The 18,168-nt window shown below is 69.4% G+C and carries 12 protein-coding genes; 6 read left to right on the top strand and 6 right to left on the bottom strand.

All coding sequences use genetic code 11. The features are described 5' to 3' along the window. Positions 1-33: 33 nt before the first annotated feature. Together ACIA75_RS13735 and nrdR are read left to right on the top strand one after the other, a co-directional pair. A complete protein-coding gene (locus tag ACIA75_RS13735; RefSeq protein WP_397103579.1) occupies positions 34-492 on the top strand; it encodes a hypothetical protein in 459 nt (152 codons plus the stop codon). A 200-nt stretch (positions 493-692) separates the two neighbouring features. Further along, complete coding sequence (gene nrdR / locus ACIA75_RS13740; protein WP_397103581.1) at positions 693-1,160, top strand: transcriptional regulator NrdR; 468 nt, start codon at positions 693-695, stop codon at positions 1,158-1,160. Positions 1,161-1,254: 94 nt separating this feature from the next. Here nrdR and hrpA read toward each other — a convergent pair whose 3' ends face one another. Then, positions 1,255-5,601 carry an ATP-dependent RNA helicase HrpA gene (gene hrpA, locus ACIA75_RS13745; protein ID WP_397103584.1) on the bottom strand — a complete coding sequence of 1,449 codons (4,347 nt, stop codon included), beginning with the start codon at positions 5,599-5,601 and terminating at the stop codon, positions 1,255-1,257. 232 nt (positions 5,602-5,833) lie between these two features. On the opposite strand from hrpA, the gene ACIA75_RS13750 reads away from it, so the two are divergent. Continuing rightward, complete coding sequence (locus ACIA75_RS13750) at positions 5,834-6,457, top strand: DUF5134 domain-containing protein (RefSeq protein WP_397103585.1); 624 nt, start codon at positions 5,834-5,836, stop codon at positions 6,455-6,457. Between the two features lie 19 nt (positions 6,458-6,476). Here ACIA75_RS13750 and speD read toward each other — a convergent pair whose 3' ends face one another. The 3 genes from speD to ACIA75_RS13765 all read right to left on the bottom strand — a co-directional run bounded on the left by speD (position 6,477) and on the right by ACIA75_RS13765 (position 10,389). After that, complete coding sequence (gene speD / locus ACIA75_RS13755) at positions 6,477-6,842, bottom strand: adenosylmethionine decarboxylase (RefSeq protein ID WP_397103587.1); 366 nt, start codon at positions 6,840-6,842, stop codon at positions 6,477-6,479. 40 nt (positions 6,843-6,882) lie between these two features. Then, the gene (locus tag ACIA75_RS13760; protein WP_397103589.1) at positions 6,883-9,381 is read right to left on the bottom strand and encodes a DEAD/DEAH box helicase; all 2,499 of its coding nucleotides are present in this window, start codon (positions 9,379-9,381) and stop codon (positions 6,883-6,885) included. Positions 9,382-9,450: 69 nt separating this feature from the next. Further along, entirely contained in the window at positions 9,451-10,389 is a 939-nt protein-coding gene (locus ACIA75_RS13765) for a PAC2 family protein (RefSeq protein ID WP_397103591.1), read from the bottom strand. Positions 10,390-10,808: 419 nt separating this feature from the next. On the opposite strand from ACIA75_RS13765, the gene ACIA75_RS13770 reads away from it, so the two are divergent. Beyond that, entirely contained in the window at positions 10,809-12,191 is a 1,383-nt protein-coding gene (locus ACIA75_RS13770) for a DUF4192 domain-containing protein (protein ID WP_397103593.1), read from the top strand. A 56-nt stretch (positions 12,192-12,247) separates the two neighbouring features. On the opposite strand, the gene galE is transcribed toward ACIA75_RS13770, so the two are convergent. Then, positions 12,248-13,228 carry a UDP-glucose 4-epimerase GalE gene (gene galE / locus ACIA75_RS13775; protein WP_397103595.1) on the bottom strand — a complete coding sequence of 327 codons (981 nt, stop codon included), beginning with the start codon at positions 13,226-13,228 and terminating at the stop codon, positions 12,248-12,250. A 3-nt stretch (positions 13,229-13,231) separates the two neighbouring features. After that, on the bottom strand, positions 13,232-13,918 hold the full coding sequence (locus tag ACIA75_RS13780) for a metal-dependent transcriptional regulator (protein ID WP_397103597.1): 687 nt from the start codon (positions 13,916-13,918) through the stop codon (positions 13,232-13,234). A gap of 183 nt (positions 13,919-14,101) precedes the next feature. Here ACIA75_RS13780 and ACIA75_RS13785 point away from each other — a divergent pair, with 183 nt between their 5' ends. Together ACIA75_RS13785 and ACIA75_RS13790 are read left to right on the top strand one after the other, a co-directional pair. Then, on the top strand, positions 14,102-15,367 hold the full coding sequence (locus ACIA75_RS13785; RefSeq protein WP_397103599.1) for an acetoin utilization protein AcuC: 1,266 nt from the start codon (positions 14,102-14,104) through the stop codon (positions 15,365-15,367). Further along, the gene (locus ACIA75_RS13790) at positions 15,360-18,062 is read left to right on the top strand and encodes a GNAT family N-acetyltransferase (RefSeq protein WP_397103600.1); all 2,703 of its coding nucleotides are present in this window, start codon (positions 15,360-15,362) and stop codon (positions 18,060-18,062) included. The genes ACIA75_RS13785 and ACIA75_RS13790 overlap by 8 nt, the downstream gene beginning before the upstream one ends. Positions 18,063-18,168 lie beyond the last annotated feature (106 nt).

Genomic DNA, 18,168 nt, shown 5'->3' on the forward strand with positions numbered 1-18,168 from the left:
TTTCCGCGAGCGACCAGCACGGAGGTCCATCCGATGAACACTGCGATCAGCGTGACCGGCACCGGTGCGTGGGAAGACGCCACCACCCGGACGGCACCCGTTCCGATCCCGCCGGGGGAGACCGGAACAGGCTGTCCAGGTGGTGACGTGTCACCGGTGTGGGATATGCGCCCCGAGCGTGCCTCCCGCCCGTGCGCGCCTCTCACGCGCCGGGCCGGGATACGCGGCGGCCGCCCGCCGGCCGCGCTGCGAACCACTCCGGCACGCCGGGGTCCCGCGGTGCCGCCGCCCGTTCCGGGCGATCTGGCGGACGTGGCCCGTGCCGGATACGCGGCGACGGCCACCACCGCGGTGGTGACCGCCGCCGTGGTCGTCGGCTTTCTCGCCCTCGCGCATCTCCGGGCCCCGGACCCGGTGCCCACCTCGGTTCCGGCCGGAATCCCGGCCGTGGCGGTACCGCCGGAAACCGACGGCGCACCCGGGGTCCGGTAGCGTGCCGACCGCGTGTGCGTGCGGTCCCGGGGTGAGCGCAACCGGGGTAGACCCCGAGCCGGTATCCTCGACATGTTATGCCGATGTGCCGGTGCTCGTCACCGGTCCACCCGGTACCGGGTCACCGCCCGGTACCCGCGCTCGCCGGACCCGAGACCGGCGCCGGTTCGGCCGCGAGCGTTTGCGACGAAGGACCTCGGATGCACTGCCCGTACTGCCGACACCCCGACTCCCGGGTCGTCGACTCGCGACTGGCCGACGAGGGCGCGGCCATTCGCCGCAGACGCGCGTGCCCGGAATGCGGCCGCCGCTTCACCACCGTGGAGACGGCGATCCTCTCGGTGGTCAAACGCAGCGGGGTCACCGAACCCTTCAGCCGGGAGAAGGTCATCCGCGGGGTGCGCCGCGCCTGCCAGGGACGCGAGGTCGACGACGACGCGCTGAACCTGCTCGCCCAGCAGGTGGAGGACGCGGTCCGCGCCAAGGGGGCACCCGAGGTGCCGAGCCATGAGGTCGGCCTGGCGATACTCGGGCCGCTACGCGAACTGGACGAGGTGGCGTACCTGCGTTTCGCCTCGGTCTATCGATCGTTCACCTCGGCCGAGGATTTCGAACGCGAGATCCGGGAAATCCGGGAGGCCCGCGCGGCCGTCGGCGCGGGCGACTGAACAACCCGAGTACCTGCCCACACCGACCACTCTGTTCGGCGGACGTCACGAGACCGCATCCCTCCCGGCCCTTCCCGGGCAGGTACGGCGGGATTCAGCGGCGAACGGCCGCGATCGCCTTCTCGATACGTTTCACCGACACCGGGTAGGGGGTGCCCAGTTTCTGGGCGAACAGGCTCACTCGCAGTTCCTGGATCATCCACCAGATCTCGGTGACCTCGGGCGACCGCCTCCGCGATTCCGGCAGACCGGCGAGCAGCCGGGCATAGGCCGTCGCCGCCGTACCTACCTCTGCCATCGCCGCGCGATCACGGACGGCCGATCCGGGAAGCGCCGCGAGCCGGGCGGCGGCCGCCCGCAGATATCGCGGTAACTCCCGGAGCCGCACGGGCCCCCACTCCGAGACGAACCCGTCGAAAACCAACTCGCCCAGCTGATCCCGGACATCCTCGGCGATATCGGTTTCCCGGACTCCGGGCAGCGCGCTGGACACCTCATGCGCCGCCGCCAGCGCCGGAATCACCAGACGGACGATCCGGGTGACCACCTCGGTGAACTTCGGGCGGAGGGCCGTGAGGAGACGGTCGAACCGGTCCGGGTCGCGGACCGGTCCGCCCGCGGCGTTGATCAGTTGATCGGCCGCCGCGGCCCGGCAGTCCTCCACGAGGGCGTCCACCGAACCGTAGGGGTTCTGGCTCAGCACCAGCCGGTCCGCGGGCGACAGACCGGCGGTGACGGCGCGGACCGACGTCGGGATCGCGCCCAGCACCAGCGCCCGGGTTCCGGCACGCATGGCCCGGGCCTGCTCGCCCGGCGTTTTGAGGACCCGTACCGCGACCCCCTCGGCTTCCGGGACAAGGGCGGGGTACCCCGTGATCGTCTGACCGCCGACGTCCCGGCGCACCGTCGGGGCGAGTGTGCCGAGGGATTCCGAGGTCCACACGGCGGCGGGCGCCCGTTCGGCACTCGCCGTGGCCGCGGCCACCGACGCCGACACCTGATCGGACAATCGGCTCCGCAACTGCGCCAGGCTCTTACCGGTGTCCAGGACCCGGCCATCGGTGTCGACCACGGCGAAGGTCATCCGGAGGTGATCGGGGAGTGCGGCCGGATCCAGATCGCCCGGTGCTATCGGCAGACCTGCGAGCCGGGTGAGTTCCCGGGCCAGACCGGTGCGTATCGGTTCGGCCCGGGCGGTGAGCGCGGACAGGGCGGCGGCCGCGAAGTCCGGGGCGGGTACGACCGTGCGGCGGAGTTGTTTGGGCAAGGTCTTGATGAGGGCCGCCGCCAGTTCCGCCCGCATCCCGGGGACCAGCCAATCGAAGCCGACCGCCCGGACGTGAGCCAATTGCGCCACCGGAATCCGCACCGTCACACCGTCGTCGGCCTGTCCGGGCTCGAACTGGTAGCTGAGCGGGAAGGACAGCTCGCCCTGGCGCCAGGTGTCCGGGAATGCCGCCGGGTCCAGCCGGTCGGTGCCCTCGTTGACCACCGCGTCGGTGGTGAAATCGAGCTGGTGGGGGTCTTCGCGCGCGGCGGTCTTCCACCAGGTGTCGAAATGCCGGACCGAGACGATATCGGCCGGAATGCGCCGATCGTAGAAATCGAACAGCACCTCGTCGTCGACCAGGATATCGCGGCGCCGGGCCCGGTGCTCGAGGTCGGCGATATCCTCGAGCAGCGCGCGATTGCGGTGGAAGAACTCGTGCCGCGTCTGCCATTCGCCCTGCACCAGGGCATGGCGCAGGAACAGCTCCCGGGTGGTTTCCGGGTCGATCCGGCCGTAGTCGACGAGCCGGCCGGTGACCAGGGGAATGCCGTAGAGCGTCACCCGTTCGTAGGCGCGCGCGGTGCCGCGCTTGGCCGACCAATGAGGTTCGGAGTAGTTGCGTTTCACCAGATCCCCGGCGAGCCGCTCGGCCCATTCAGGTTCGACCCGGGCCGCCATCCGGCCCCACAACCGGGAGGTTTCCACCAGTTCCGCCGCCATCACCCAGCGCGGTGGCTTCTTGGCCAGCGCCGAACCCGGGAAGATCATGAACTTGGCGTTGCGGGCACCCAGGAACTCCCGGGATTCGGCCTCGCGGACACCGATATGCGACAGCATGCCCGCGAGCAGTGCCTGGTGGATCGCCGTCGAATCCCAGGGATCGGTATCCGGCGTCATATCCTCGAGCGCGCGCGGACCGGCCGCCCGGACCTCGGCGGTCTCGGTGGCCGGCACTTGCCTACCGTCGTTGTTCCGCTGCGGTGTCCGCGTATCCCGCGCGTTCCCGGCTTCCCGCTCGGGTTTCCGGGTATTGCGGCCGCGTCGCCGGCGAACCGGCGCAGTGCCCGCAATATCGCCTGGGGCCTGCGGGGCCGATTCGGCCGACCGGTCGTGCAGCGACCAGCCCATTCCCTTGGTGATGGTGCGTAGCTGGCCGTAGAGGTCCTGCCATTCCCGGATTCGCAGGTAGTGCAGGAACTCCTCGCGGCACATGCGCCGGAACCGGTTGGCGGACAGGGCCCGCCGCTGACCGTTGAGGTACTCCCAGAGCCGTAGGTATGCGAGGAAATCGGAATGGGGAACCCGGAAGCGAGCGTGCGCGGTATCGGCGGCCTGCTGCTGATCCGCCGGTCGCTCACGCACATCCTGGATCGACAGCGCTGCCACGATGACCAGGACATCGGCCAGACAGCCGGTGCGATGGGCTTCGACGAGCATGCGGCCCATGCGCGGATCCACCGGCAGCCGTGCCATTTCCCGCCCGGCCGGCGTGAGCGTATGCCCGGATTCCGATCTGCCCGGGCCCCGGGCATCCGGTCCCGATCCATCCGACGGCTCGGAACTCGACATCCGGGCAGCGTTCTCGGCGGGGCCGGGAGCTTCCCCGGGGTCGAACTCGGCCGTGGACACGACCCCCGCGCCGGCCGAGGCGGCCGCAGGTTCCCGCGCGTCTCCAGGGGAAGTCGTACGCGACTCGACCGAGTGGGCGGTACCCGGACCCGGCGCGCGCCGGACGAGGGCGCCCAGCTCTTCCAGCAGCGCGACCCCGTCGCGGACCGCCCGGCTGTCCGGGGGCTCGACGAAGGGGAACCGCTCGATATCGCCGAGACCGAGCGCGGTCATCTGCAGGATGACCGCGGCGAGATTGGTGCGCAGAATCTCCGGATCGGTGAAAACCGGCCGGGACTCGTAATCGTCCTCGGAATACAGGCGGATACAGATCCCGTCCGCTACCCGGCCGCACCGGCCGGACCGCTGCCGGGCCGAGGCCTGCGAGATCGACTCGATCGGCAGCCGCTGAACCTTCGTCCGCATCGAATACCGGGAGATCCGCGCGGTGCCGGGATCGATGACGTAGCGGATCCCGGGGACCGTCAGCGAGGTTTCGGCGACATTGGTGGCCAGCACCACCCGGCGCCCGGTATGCGGGGCGAAGACACGATGCTGTTCGGCCGCCGACAGCCGCGCGTAGAGGGGGAGGATCTCCGTGCGCGCGAGCTTCAGGTCGCCGAGTGCGTCGGCGGTATCGCGGATCTCCCGTTCGCCGGAGAGGAACACCAGCACATCGCCGTCGCCTTCGGCGAACAGTTCGACGACGGCGTCGCAGATGGCATCCACCGGGTCCCGGTCCACCGCGCGGTCCTCGTCGTCCGGTTCCGCGGGCACCGGGATGGTGAGCGGGCGATAGCGGATCTCGACCGGATACGACCGTCCGGACACCTCGACGATCGGTGCCGGGGTGCCCGCGGCGTCGGCGAAGTGCCGGGCGAACAGGTCGGGATCGATGGTGGCCGAGGTGATGATGATCTTGAGGTCGGGCCGGCGGGGCAGCAGCTGCTTCAGGTATCCGAGCAGGAAGTCGATATTGAGACTGCGCTCGTGCGCCTCGTCGATGATGATGGTGTCGTAGGCGCGCAGCAGCCGGTCGCGCTGGATCTCGGCGAGCAGGATTCCGTCGGTCATCAATTTGACCAGGGTGTGTTCGGCCGCCTGATCGGTGAAACGCACTGTATAGCCGACCGCGTCGCCCAGTTCGGTGCCGAGTTCGGTGGCGATCCGATCCGCGACCGTCCGGGCCGCCAGCCGGCGCGGCTGGGTGTGGCCGATCGCCCCGCGGATCCCGCGGCCCAGCTCCAGGCAGATCTTCGGGATCTGCGTGGTTTTCCCGGACCCGGTCTCGCCGGCCACGACCACCACCTGATGGGCGGCGATGGCGGCGGCGATATCCGCGCGCCGCGCCGTCACCGGGAGCTGTTCCGGATAGGTGATCGCGGGCAGCGCCGCGCGCCGGGCCGCGACCCGTTGTTCGGCAGCGGTGATCTCGGATTCGATCCGGGTGAGATCGCCCCCGCGTCCCCGGTCGAGCTGTCTGCGCAGCCGGTGTTCGTCCCGGAGGGTGAGTGAAGCCAACCGGGTACGAAGCTCCCGGTGCGTGACTGCGGTCCTGGTCATGGCGTCAACCAGGGTAACGAAACCTCGGGCCGGGCCCGACGGCGGTCGTGGCGGGGCGGCCCTCCGGTCGTCGGGCTGTGCCGGGCACAGTCGTGGCGCGTGCCTGGAGGTGTGGTCCACACCATGCTGTTCCGCCCGGCCGTGCGCGCATATTCCGCGCGAAGCCGTGCCCGGCCGCGGACCTCGTGGGACCATGTCCGGAGGTGCGTCTTTCCGTGAAAGGCAGTGTGGCATGGTCGAATTCGATCTGAATCAGGTGGCTGTGCGGGTGCTTTTCGCCCTGGCCTTCGCCGTCGCGGCCGGGGTGGTGCTGACCGGGATTGCGCGCCGGCCGGCGCTTGCGGGCGCGCCGCGGGGCTCCGCCGGCTGCGCCGAACCCCACGGTGACGACGAATCGGCGGCAGCGCATCTGCTGATGTGCGCGGTGATGTCGGTCATGGTGTTGTTCCCCGCGCAGGCACACGGCCATGCGCTGCACGGTGTGCTCCTCGCGATGACCCTGGTCTTCACGCTGCTGCTGGCCGACCGGATCGCCCGGGGCAATCGCGCACCGGGCGCGCGCCCGCATATCGGCGCACTCGGGTATCACCTCGTCGCGGCCGCGGTGATGCTGGCGACCATGTCCGGGCATTCCGCGGGCCACAGCGAGGGGCCGGGTGCCGTACCGGCCACTGTTCTCGCGCTGCTGTTCCTGGCGGATGCGGTCGCGGTGACGGGGACCGCGCTACGCGGCCGGCGGCTGTGGTGGGCCGATCATCCGGCGGTACCCGGACGCGGGCTGCCGTTCGCGGTGTTACCGCATGTGATCATGGATCTGGGCATGGCCTATATGCTCTTCGCCGCCGCGTCGAGCTGAACGCGGTCGAGTGATCCGGCTACGCCTCGGACACCCGTCCGCGGTGTACCGTGGAGATCCGGACATACCGGGGTGCCAGCGCGGTCCGCAGCAGTTCGGCGACGGCACCCGCCCGGTCGGCGGCACTGCCGCAGGTGAACACATCGACGAAAATATCCCCGGTCTCCGGATACGTATGCAACGAGGCATGGGATTCGGCGAGCAGCGCCAGCACCGTGACACCGTGCGGTTCGAACTGTTTGGCCACCATCTCGCAGAGGGTGACGCCCGCGGCGGCCAGCGCATCGCGCAGCGCGGCCTGCAGCCGGTCGATATCGTCGCACAACGCGCTGTCGACCCCGCCGAACTCGGCCAGCACATGCCGGCCGGTGAACTCCGCCGTCACGACCCCTCAGACCTCACTCACTCGCACGCGGTGCCGGCGGTCAACCGGACACCACCGTGACCTCGTCGAACACCACGTCGCCCGCGGCATCGGATTCGGCCAGATCCACGGTCGCGATTATCGCCCATCCGTGATCACCGGACGGATCGTCGAGGGTCTGGCGTACCTGCCAGAAACCGGGCCGTACCTCGACCCGGAACAGCTGCGGGCCGCGGGCGTCGGGCCCGGTGCCGATGCTGTCGTATTCGGCGAAATACGGCGCGAGACCGCCCGCCCAATCCGGGCCGGGAGACAGTTCGGCCAGTTCCGTCCAACGCTGCCGGGCGGCGAGCTCGACCCGGCGGAACATCGCATTGCGCACCATGACCTTGAACGCGCGCTCGTTCGCCGTGATGGGACGGATGGTTTCGGCGCCGAACGCGATCTGCTCGGCGTCGGTTTCCGCGCCCGCACTCGTCAGCTGCTCCCATTCGTCGAGCAGACTGGAATCCACCTGCCGAACGAGCTCACCCAGCCATTCGGTGAGATCGTCCAGTTCCTCGGTCCGGGCCGCTTCCGGCACGGTGCGTCGGAGCGCGCGGTAGGCGTCGGCGAGATAGCGCAGCACCACCCCTTCCGAGCGGGCCAGCTCGTAATACGAGATCAACTCGGTGAAGGTCATCGCCCGCTCGACCATATCCCGGACCACCGACTTCGGCGAGGGCGCGAATTCCGACAGCCACGGGTGCCCGGCCCGGTAGGTCTCGTAGGCGCCGTCGATCAGTTCCGCGAGCGGTTTCGGCCAGGTGATCTCCTCGAGCAGTTCCATCCGCTCGTCGTAGTCGATCCCCTCGGCCTTCATCTCGGCGACCGCCTCACCCCGCGCCTTGTGCTGCTGGGCCATCAGCAGTTGCCGTGGATCCTCCAGCGTCGCTTCGACCAGCGACACCATATCGAGTGCATAGGTCGGTGTGGCGGTATCGAGCAACTCGAAAGCGGCCAGGGCGAACGGTGACAACGGCTGGTCCAACGCGAAATCACGCTGCAGATCGACAGTGAGACGGGCGTACCGGCCCTTCTCGTCCGGTTCGCTCAGCTGCTGTACCACCCCGGCGTCGCGCAGCGCCCGGTACAACCGGACGGCCCGCAGGATATGGCGACGCTGCGCCGGGCGCGGCTCGTGATTGTCCTCCAGCAGATGGCGCATCGCCTGGAAACAATTACCGGGGCGCGCGATCACGTTCAGCAGCATGGCGTTGGTCACCGCGAACCGCGACACCATCGGTTCGGGGGCGGCCGCCACCAGCCGTTCGAAGGTTTCCTCGCTCCACGAGACGAAACCTTCGGGCGGCTTGCGCCGCTGAACCTTCCGCATCTTCTTCGGATCGTTACCGGCCTTCGCGAGGAGCCGGGTGTTCTCGACCTCGTGCTCGGGTGCCTGCACCACCACCGTGCCCATGGTGTCGAAACCCGCACGTCCGGCGCGCCCCGCGATCTGATGGAACTCCCGGGCCTTGAGGCGCCGGGTGCGGACACCGTCGAACTTGGTGAGCCCGGTCAGCAGCACAGTGCGAATGGGTACGTTGATCCCCACGCCGAGAGTGTCGGTGCCGCACACCACCTTCAGCAGTCCGTCCTGGGCGAGCCGCTCCACCAGCCGCCGGTATTTGGGCAGCATCCCGGCGTGGTGCACGCCGATACCGTGCCGGATCAGTCGCGACAGTGTCTTTCCGAAACCCGAGGAGAAGCGGAACTCACCCAGGGCCTCGGCGATAGCGTCTTTTTCGGCGCGGCTCGCGAAATTCGCGCTGGTCAGCGCCTGCGCCCGCTCGAGTGCGGCCGCCTGGGTGAAATGGACGACATAGACCGGCGCCTGATGAGTGGTCACCAATTCCGTGAGGGTTTCGGTGATCGGCGTCCGCGCGTAGGAGAAACTCAGTGGCACCGGACGTTCGGTGCCGGCCACCACCGCGGCACCGCGACCGGTACGCCGTTCGAGATCGGCGGCGAAGAAATCCACCTCACCGAGGGTCGCCGACATGAGCAGGAACTGCACGCGGGGCAGTTCCAGTAGGGGAACCTGCCAGGCCCAGCCGCGCTCGGGGTCGGCGTAGAAATGGAATTCGTCCATCACCACCTGGCCGATATCGGCGTCCGGTCCCTCGCGTAACGCCAGATTCGCCAGGATCTCGGCGGTAGCGCAAATGATCGGGGCGGTCGGGTTGACCGCCGCATCGCCGGTCACCATGCCGACCCGGTCGGCTCCGAAAACATCGCAGAGCGCGAAGAACTTCTCGCTCACCAGCGCCTTGATCGGGGCGGTGTAGTAAGTGCGCCTGCCGCTGGTCAGTGCGAAGAGATGCGCGCCCACCGCAACCAGGGATTTTCCCGATCCGGTCGGGGTGGCGAGAATGACGTGGGACCCGGCCGCCAATTCCATCAGCGCCTCGTCCTGCGCGGGATACAGGGGCGTGCCCTGCTCGGCTGCCCATATCGCGAACGACTCGTACAATGCGTCGGCGTCGGTCCCCGGTATCTCGAGCAGTTCGGTCAGATCCACCCGGGACACCCTACGGGCTGCTCCGCCGAGATCACCGGCACGGTGGGCGTGTGCCGGTGATCATCGTCGTCAGTTCTGTTCGCCGTCGTCGGTGTAGCCGCCCTGTTCGGCGAGGAAACGTTCGAACTCGGCACCCAGCTCGTCACCGCTGGGCAGTTCGCCCTCGCCGACCAGCAAGCTGGACTGGCGTTCCTGGGCGGTGACGAAGGTGTCGTACTGCCGCTCCAGCGCGGAGACGACCGTCTCGACCTCGGGATTACCGGCGATATGCTCGTTGACCTGCTCGCGGACCCGCGCCGCAGCCTCACCGAGCGCGGCGAGCGGAAATTGCAGCCCGGAGTTCTCGCCGAGATGTTCGAGCAGGGTCTGCGCCGCCTCCGGGTAGGACGTCTGGGCCAGGTAGTGCGGAACGTGGACCGAGAAGCCCAGCGATTCGTGCCCGTGCTGAGCCATCCGATACTCGAGGAGGGTGGAGGCGCTCGCCGGCACCTGCAGCTCGCCCGGCCAGCGCTGGTTGTCCGGGATGAGATCGCGATTCGAGGAATGCGCCGTCACCCCCAGCGGCCGGGTGTGCGGAATGGCCATCGGGATGGCGCTGAGCCCGATACTTCGGCGCACCCCGAGCTGCTCGGCCAGCAGCCGGACCGCCGTGGTGAACTTCTCCCAGCGCAGATCCGGTTCCATACCGGCCAGCAGCAGGAACGGTGTGCCCGCGGTGTCGCGTACCGCCCAGAGGTTCAGCTCGGGTTCGGCGTAGTCGGCGAAATGGTCCGATTTGAAGGTCATCAGCGGTCGCCGCGACCGGTAGTCCAGCAGTTCGTCGACATCGAACGAGGCGACGAGTTCGCTCTCGAGGCTCTCCCGCAGATGGGTCGTGGCCAGCCGGACGGCATGGCCGGCATCCGAGTAACCCTCGAGGCCGTGCACCAGAACCGGCCCCGAGCCGTCGTCGGAGGACAGCTGCGGAGCGGGGAACTCCAGTTCGTACATTCGCGACTCGTAGTCCATCGCGTACTCCTTCCTGCGCGATCCGCCGGCGGGCCGGTCGTGCACCATGCTGCTGGTATCCGCTGCCGCGCCGCGAGCCGCGAATCACACTCCATTGTCCCCCATGACGATGAACGGCCATACGCGGCCGCACATCGGCTCTTTGTGGTGACAACAGCGGCTGCCGCCGGTGAATTCCCGGTCCCGAGCGGCTTCGATGCTGTTCGGGGGTCCGCGCCCGGCGAGCGCAGGGGGAGTTTGGCACAGCGGGCGCGCGAATGTGCCGATTTTCGCCTCGGTGGCTCGGGAAGGACCGGCGTCCGGTGTCCTGGGGCGTGGATCTGTGCACAGGCCGAAGTTATCCACAGACTTGTTCGATTCCGGGTATCCGCCCAGGTCACGGCGGCGAGCTGGGCTAGGGGCCGTCGCATGATCGGTCCATGACTCCCGCAGTGCGCTCCGTCACCCCGCCCTCCGGCCCGCCTTCCTCCGCCGTCACATCTCCGACGTCCGGCCATTCGCCGGCGCTCCGGTCCGGCCGGGCGCGCTCCGGTGCCGGACCGCGTGGCCGCTGCCCGACCGCGCGGGCACTCGCCGGCGATCCGCCGCCGGGGCCGGCCGCCCCGGTACCCACACCGGCCGGTGTCGCGCCGCTCCCGCAGGGCGACGCCCCGCCGGTTGCCGATTCGCTGCTGCGCTGCGCCGAGGGTCCCGCCGGCGAATACGAGTGGCCGGCCCGCCCCGGACCGGCCCGTCTCGACGATCCGGGCGATCTGATCGCGGCGATTCCCGCCATGCTCGGCTTCCACCCGGAACGTTCGCTCGTGCTCGCGGTCCTGTGCGATGTCCCCGGCACGCCGCTCAGCGCGGTGATAGATCTGGTTGTCCGGTTCGATCTGTGGCAGCCGGCGACCGGGCACCCGGCCGACGATGCCATGGTCGCCGCGGCGGCAGCCCGGGTTTGTGCGCGTCCGGGGGTGGCGGGCGTGCTCCTGGTACTCGTCGACGACGGCCTGGAAGATCCGGAAGTATCGGTACCGCAATATATTCCGGTGCTGGAGCACCTCGAGCGCCTGCTCGCCCCGGCCGCTGTGCCGGTGCGGGGCGCGTGGGCGGCGCACACCATCGCCGCAGGAAATCCTTGGTGGAGTCTGACCGATCCGGATCGTTGCGGTCGCATCGCCGACCCGGCCGCCTCCAGGGTGACTTTGAGCCGGGTACTCGACGGCCGGCCCGTCCGGCACAGCCGGGCCGAACTCACGGCGCTGATCACGGCGGACACCGCCCTGTGCGCCGAGGTTTCGGCCGAACTGGGCGCGGCGAAGGACCGGGCCAAAGACCGGTATGCGGCGGCGGCCGGGCGGTCGGATCCGATCGGATTCCTGCGCGGTGAACTCGTCACCGTGCTCTGGTTGATCGTGAGCGCCGAATCCGGTGCGGAACTCGCCGCCCGGGAACTCGCGGACATCGCCGTCGCGCTCCGCGACCGCGAACTCCGTGACTGTATGTTCGCCCTCGCCGCGACACCGCACGCCGCCACGGCCGAACAGCTGTGGGTCCGGCTGACCTGTGCCCTCCGCGGCGCGGACCGCGCCGAAACAGCCACTCTGCTGGGCTATTTCGCCTACGTTCGGGGGGACGGCCCGTTCGCCGGGATCGCTTTGGACGCTGCTCTCGAGGCCGACCCGCAGCACTCCATGGCCACGCTGCTGCACACCGCGCTGGAGGCCGGGATGCGTCCCGAACGCCTCCGCGATCTGGCGCGGTGCGGACGGGACTGCGCTGCCGGCTTCGGTGTCGATCTGGACGCCGAGCAGTGGTGAACTCGCGCCTTCCGGGACTGCTCGCCGGCCGCTGCTGCGGGGGCGATCGGCGATCCTCAGCGAGCGCTGTGCGCGCGCGAGCCGAGGCCCCGCAGGTACTCCCACGCTGTCGATACGATCTCGCCGAGATCGTTGTGCTCCGGTTTCCAGCCGAGTTCGTCGACCGCCCGTCGGCTGGAGGCGATCAGGACAGCCGGATCGCCGGCCCGCCGGGGTGCGTCGACCGCCTCGATCGGGCGGCCGGTGACCCGCTCGCACGCCGAAATCACCTCGCGCACCGAGAACCCGGTGCCGCTACCGAGATTGAAGACGCGATGAGTCCCCGCGGTAGCGGATTCCAGGGCCAGCAGGTGCGCCTGCGCCAGATCCAGAATGTGGATGTAGTCCCGCACCGCCGTCCCGTCCGGAGTGGGCCAATCGGTGCCGAACACCGCGATGGACTCGCGGTGGCCCGCGGCCACCTGCAACACCAGTGGAATCAAATGGGTTTCCACTACCCGGTTCTCACCCAGTCCGCCGTAGGCGCCGGCCACGTTGAAATAGCGCAAACTGGTCGCGGCCACGCCGTGCGCGACCGCGTACGACGTGATCGCGTGGTCGATGGCCAGTTTGGACGCACCATACGGATTGGTGGGCCGGGCGGGGGCATCCTCGGTGATCGGGACCTGCTCCGGTTCGCCGTACACCGCCGCGGTCGAGGAGAAGACGAGCCGGGGAGTACCGGTCTCCCGCATGGCCTCGAGCAGGGTGAGCGTTTTCACCACATTCCCGTGCCAGTACTTTTCCGGCCGCTGCACCGATTCACCGACCAGCGATTGCGCCGCGAAGTGCAGCACGCCGTCGAACCGGCGGGTGCGCAGCAGGTCCGGTGCGGCCTCGGCCACATCTCCCTCGACGAACTCGACACCCGTGGGCACTCCGTCCGCATTGCCCGTCGACAGATCGTCCACGACCACGACCTCATGCCCCTGCTCCCGCAGCACGAGCGCGCAGACCCCACCTACATAACCGGCACCGCCGGTGACCAGAAGTTTCACGGGTCAGACCAGCTTTACCTGGACGGCGTGGGCCAATTCGTCGGGAAGTTCGAAATTCCCGTGCCCCGGAACAGTGATCACCACGGCTCCCGGTTTGCTCTCGACCGTCACGCGGGCATCGGGAACCACGCCCGCTTCGCGCAACCGGCCGATGACCTCCGGATCCGTCTGGATATGCTCGGCCAGCCGGCGTACCACCACGGCATGTGTTTTGCCCTGCGGCAGCTCCGAGAGCCGCTTGAGCGGTTCTTCCAGCAGTGCGGTCGCGCCGATACCGAGTTCGTCCAGGCCGGGGATGGGGTTGCCGTACGGCGAGGTGGTGGGATGGTTGAGCACCTCGACCAGACGTCGCTCGACGTCCTCGCTCATCACATGTTCCCAGCGACAGGCCTCGGCATGAACGTTCTGCCAGTCCAGGCCGATGATATCCACCAGCAGACGCTCGGCCAGCCGATGCTTGCGCATCACGGCGACCGCCATACTGCGGCCCTTGTCGGTCAGTTCCAGGTGCCGGTCACCCGCGACCAGGAGCAGTCCGTCGCGCTCCATCCGTGCCACGGTCTGGCTCACCGTCGGTCCGCTCTGCTCGAGACGCTCGGCGATGCGGGCGCGCAGGGGTACTACGCCCTCCTCCTCGAGGTCGTAGATGGTACGGAGATACATCTCCGTGGTGTCGACCAGATCCTTCACTGTTGCCCCTTCGTCGGCACGAATTCTACCTGCGCACCAGCGACCCCGGTCGGACGGAGCGGGTCGCGTGACGCGATGGGAAAACTGGCGGCGCGCGGTCCGGCGCCGCTGTCGCACATACATGTATTTCTACTGCATGACAACGTCCGATGGGGTTCCGCCCTTCCCGATACGGTTGCGATCATGGCCACTTCAGCACCGGAGGCAGATCAGGGTGACGGCCCGGGCGCGACCGTCGTGTGGACGGACCGGTTCCTGGACTACTCCTGGACCCCCGAACACCCGATGAAACCGGTCCGGTTGCGGTACACCATGGCACTGGCACAGTCGCTCGGTGTGCTGGACGGGATCGAGACGCTGCGGCCGGACCCGGCCGATACCGCCGATCTGCTCCGGGTACACGCCGCGGACTACATCGACGCGGTGCGCCACGCGGTACCGGCGGCGCTACCGGGCGAGGAGCCCGCGGACCTGCCGTACGGGCTCGGTTCGGCCGACAACCCGGTGTTCCCGCGCATGCACGAGGCGTCGTCGGTGATCGTCGGCGGTACCCTGGCCGCCGCGCGGGCGATCGCCGCGGGTACCACCCGCCGGGCGGTGAGTATCGGTGGCGGGATGCACCATGCCATGCCGGGGCGGGCGGCCGGCTTCTGCGTGTACAACGACGTGGCGGTCGCGATCTCCTGGCTGCTCGACCACGGTTTCGACCGGATCGCCTATATCGATGTGGACGTGCACCACGGCGACGGGGTACAACACGCGTTCTACCGGGACCCGCGGGTGCTGACCCTGTCGATCCACCAGCACCCTGCGACGCTGTGGCCGAACACCGGCTGGCCGGAGGAAACCGGTAGCGGGCCCGGCGACGGTACCGCGATCAACCTCCCGCTGTTGCCCGGCACCCGCGATCCGCAGTGGCTTCGTGCCTTCCACGCGGTGGTGCCCGGGGCAGTGGCGGCGTTCCGGCCACAGCTGGTGATCAGCCAGTGCGGGGTGGACACCCACCGCGAGGATCCGCTCGCCGACCTCGAACTCGGCATCGAGGGTCAGCGGGCTGCTTTCGCCGCGATGCGGGATCTGGCCGATCGTTATGCCGAGGGTCGCTGGCTCGCCGTCGGTGGTGGCGGGTACGGCTTGGTGCGGGTGGTTCCGCGAGCCTGGACCCACCTGTTGGCCTTGGCGCTCGACCGCCCGGTGGACCCGGCGACCGCGATACCGCAGGATTGGATCGATCTCGTGCATACCGACAGGCCGCGGATATCGCCGCCCCGAACCATGGGCGATGGTGTGGATATCGCGTTCCAGCGCTGGGACGGGCCGGGGGGGACCGCGGAAACCGGGGACGCCCGGGTGGACCGCGCGCAGCGCGCGGTCGACACCGCCGTTCTCGCCACTCGCCGGGCCAGCTTCGGCCCGCTCGGCCTGGACCCGGAGGACCCGCGTGACTGACCCCGCCGACCGTGTACCCGACGATCCCGCGCCGGCGCCCCAGCACTGGCACGCCGATGTCCTGGCCTCCGACGGTGGTGTGGTGCGGCTGCGCCCGATCACGCCGGACGACGCCGACGAACTGCAGCGTTTCCACACCGCGTTGTCCGAGCGCACTCGCTACCTGCGCTATTTCGGTCCGTATCCGCGGATTTCGCCGAAAGACCTGCACTACACCACGCATGTCGACTATCGCGACCGCGTCGGGCTGGTCATCGTGCTCGGCGAGTCGATCATCGCCGTCGGCCGGTACGAACTGCTCGACCGGGCGGGTGGCCGGGCCGCCGAAGTCGCCTTCGTCGTCGCCGACGGGCACCAGGGCCGCGGTCTCGGTTCGATCCTGCTCGAACATCTGGCGGGGGCGGCGGCGGAGAACGGGATCGAAACCTTCGTCGCCGAGGTGCTGGCCGAGAACACGGTGATGGTCACCGTGTTCCGGGAGGCGGGTTACCAGGTGGAACGCAGCCGGGATGGTTCGGTGCTGCACCTGGAATTCGCGATCGACCCGACCGAGGCGCTGCGGTCGGTCCGTGATGCGCGCGAGCGGGCCTCCGAGGCACGCAGTGTCGGCAATCTGCTCGCGCCGGCGTCGGTGGCGGTGATCGGCGCGACTCCCAGTACCGGGCGGGTCGGCGGGGTGGTGCTGGCCAATCTGCTCGACGGCACATTCCAGGGCGCGGTGTACCCGGTGAACCCCGAACGCCGTTCGGTCCGCGGGGTGCACACGTATCGGACGGTGCGTGATATCCCGGATGAGGTGGATCTCGCGGTGGTGGCGGTACCGGCGGCCGCGATCGACTCGGTGCTCGACGACTGTATGGCCAAGGGGGTCAAGGGTCTGCTGGTGTTGTCGGCCGGGTTCGGTGAAACCGGGGAGCAGGGCCGCGCCGCCGAAGCGGATCTGGTCGCGGCCGCCCGCGGGCACGGGATGCGGGTGGTCGGTCCCAGCGCCCTCGGGATCGCGAACACCGATCCGGCGGTCGGGCTCAACGCGACGCTGGCCACGGTGCTACCCGGCCGCGGGCGGATCGGGTTCTTCTGCCAGTCCGGGCCTTTGGGGGTGGCGATCCTGGCCGAGGCGGCGGCTCGCAACCTGGGCTTGTCCACGTTCGTCTCCGCCGGGAATCGCGCCGATGTGTCCGGTAACGACCTCCTGCAGTACTGGGACACCGATGCCGATACCGATGTGATCCTGCTGTATCTGGAGAGTTTCGGAAATCCGCGCAAGTTCTCCCGGATCGCGCGCCGGGTCGCCCGGAACAAGCCGATCGTCGCCGTCAGTCCGAGCCGGCTTGCCGCGCGGGGGGATTCGGACGGATCGCTGGACCGCGCCATCGTCCGCGACCTGTTCGCCCAGTCCGGTGTCGTTCAGGCGGAATCCATCTCGGAGATGTTCGACTGCGCCGCACTACTCGGCTATCAGCCACTACCGCGGGGTCCGCGCCCCGCGATCGTGGGTAACAGCACGGCCCTCAACTGGCTCACGTCCGATGCCGCGCGCAGCGAGGGGCTCAGCGCGGCGGAACCGGTGGACCTGGGCCCGCAGGCGACTCCCGCGGATTACCTCGCCGCCGTGACCGCCGCGCTGCACAGTGCCGAGACCGACGCGGTGATCGTCATTTTCGCCCCGCCGATTCCACTGCCGCAGACCGGTTACGCGGAAGCGATCCGGGCGGCCGTGGCAGCGGCCCCCGAAGCAAAGCCGGTCTTGACCACGTTCGCCAGTGGGGACGGTATTCCCGATCTGCTCGCCGTGCGCGGGCCGGGAGCGGCGGCGGTCCGTGGTTCCATCCCGTCGTTCCCGGACCCGGCGCGTGCGGTGCGCGCGCTGGCCCGGGTCCAGCGGTACGCCCGCTGGCGGGACCAGCCGGTGGCACACGCTCCGGACGGTGCTGCCCGGCCCGGTGCCGATTCCGGTCGACCCGCCGGTATCGACAGCGAGCGGGCTGTCACGCTGATGGCGGGATGGATGGGCTCCCCGGACGGACGATGGCTGGCCGACGACGAAACCGTGGCCCTGCTGGATTGTTACGGTATCTCCGTCGTGGAGTTCCGGGCGGCGCGCGATATCGAGGCAGCGGTGGCCGCGGCGGAGGAACTCGGGTATCCGGTCGCCGCGAAGGCGACGAACGAGGGGTGGCGGAGCCGGCCCGATATGAGCTGGGTGCGATTGGATCTGTGGCGGCCGGAAGCGGTGCGCCAGGCCTACCGTGACCTGGTCGAGTTGTGTGGGGATCCGCTCCTGCATATTCAGCGGATGGCGCCCAAGGGAGTCGGCTGTGTGCTGCGGGTGCAGGACGATCCCGCGTTCGGGTCGGTGATCGAATTCGGCCTGTCGGGGCCGATTATCGAATTGCTGGGCGACCGCGCCTACCGCGCCTTGCCGTTGTCCGCGGAGGAAGCCGCGGCCCTGATCGATGCGCCGCGGGCGGCGCCGCTGCTCAACGGAACCCCGGCGAGCCCACGGGTCGACAAGGTGGCGCTGATCGACTTGACCCGACGGATTTCGGCGTTGTTCGACGATCTTCCCGAGATGCGCGAGCTGTCCTGCGAGCCGGTGCTGGCCAGCCCGGAATCGGCCGCGATTCTGTACGCCCGGGCCCGGATCGGCCCGCAGCCGAGCCGATTCGACACCGGCCCACGGCGTCTGGGATGACGCCGTACTGCTGCGGTGGCGGCGGGGCCCCGCGCTCGGCGGTCAGGTATCCGGAGCGTCGATCAGCGGCAGATGATGCGGTGCCGTATACACCGATGACCGGCCG

Origin of the sequence: Nocardia sp. NPDC051750 (assembly GCF_044453135.1) — a bacterium.
Classification (GTDB): domain Bacteria; phylum Actinomycetota; class Actinomycetes; order Mycobacteriales; family Mycobacteriaceae; genus Nocardia.

Excerpts from the sequence above, each read along its gene's own strand:
- ACIA75_RS13765 (WP_397103591.1), bottom strand. The coding sequence starts at position 10,389 with ATGGACTACGAGTCGCGAATGTACGAACTGGAGTTCCCCGCTCCGCAG.
- ACIA75_RS13785 (WP_397103599.1), top strand. The coding sequence starts at position 14,102 with ATGGCCACTTCAGCACCGGAGGCAGATCAGGGTGACGGCCCGGGCGCG.
- hrpA (WP_397103584.1), bottom strand. The coding sequence starts at position 5,601 with ATGACCAGGACCGCAGTCACGCACCGGGAGCTTCGTACCCGGTTGGCT.
- ACIA75_RS13750 (WP_397103585.1), top strand. The coding sequence starts at position 5,834 with ATGGTCGAATTCGATCTGAATCAGGTGGCTGTGCGGGTGCTTTTCGCC.
- ACIA75_RS13770 (WP_397103593.1), top strand. The coding sequence starts at position 10,809 with ATGACTCCCGCAGTGCGCTCCGTCACCCCGCCCTCCGGCCCGCCTTCC.
- nrdR (WP_397103581.1), top strand. The coding sequence starts at position 693 with ATGCACTGCCCGTACTGCCGACACCCCGACTCCCGGGTCGTCGACTCG.
- ACIA75_RS13735 (WP_397103579.1), top strand. The coding sequence starts at position 34 with ATGAACACTGCGATCAGCGTGACCGGCACCGGTGCGTGGGAAGACGCC.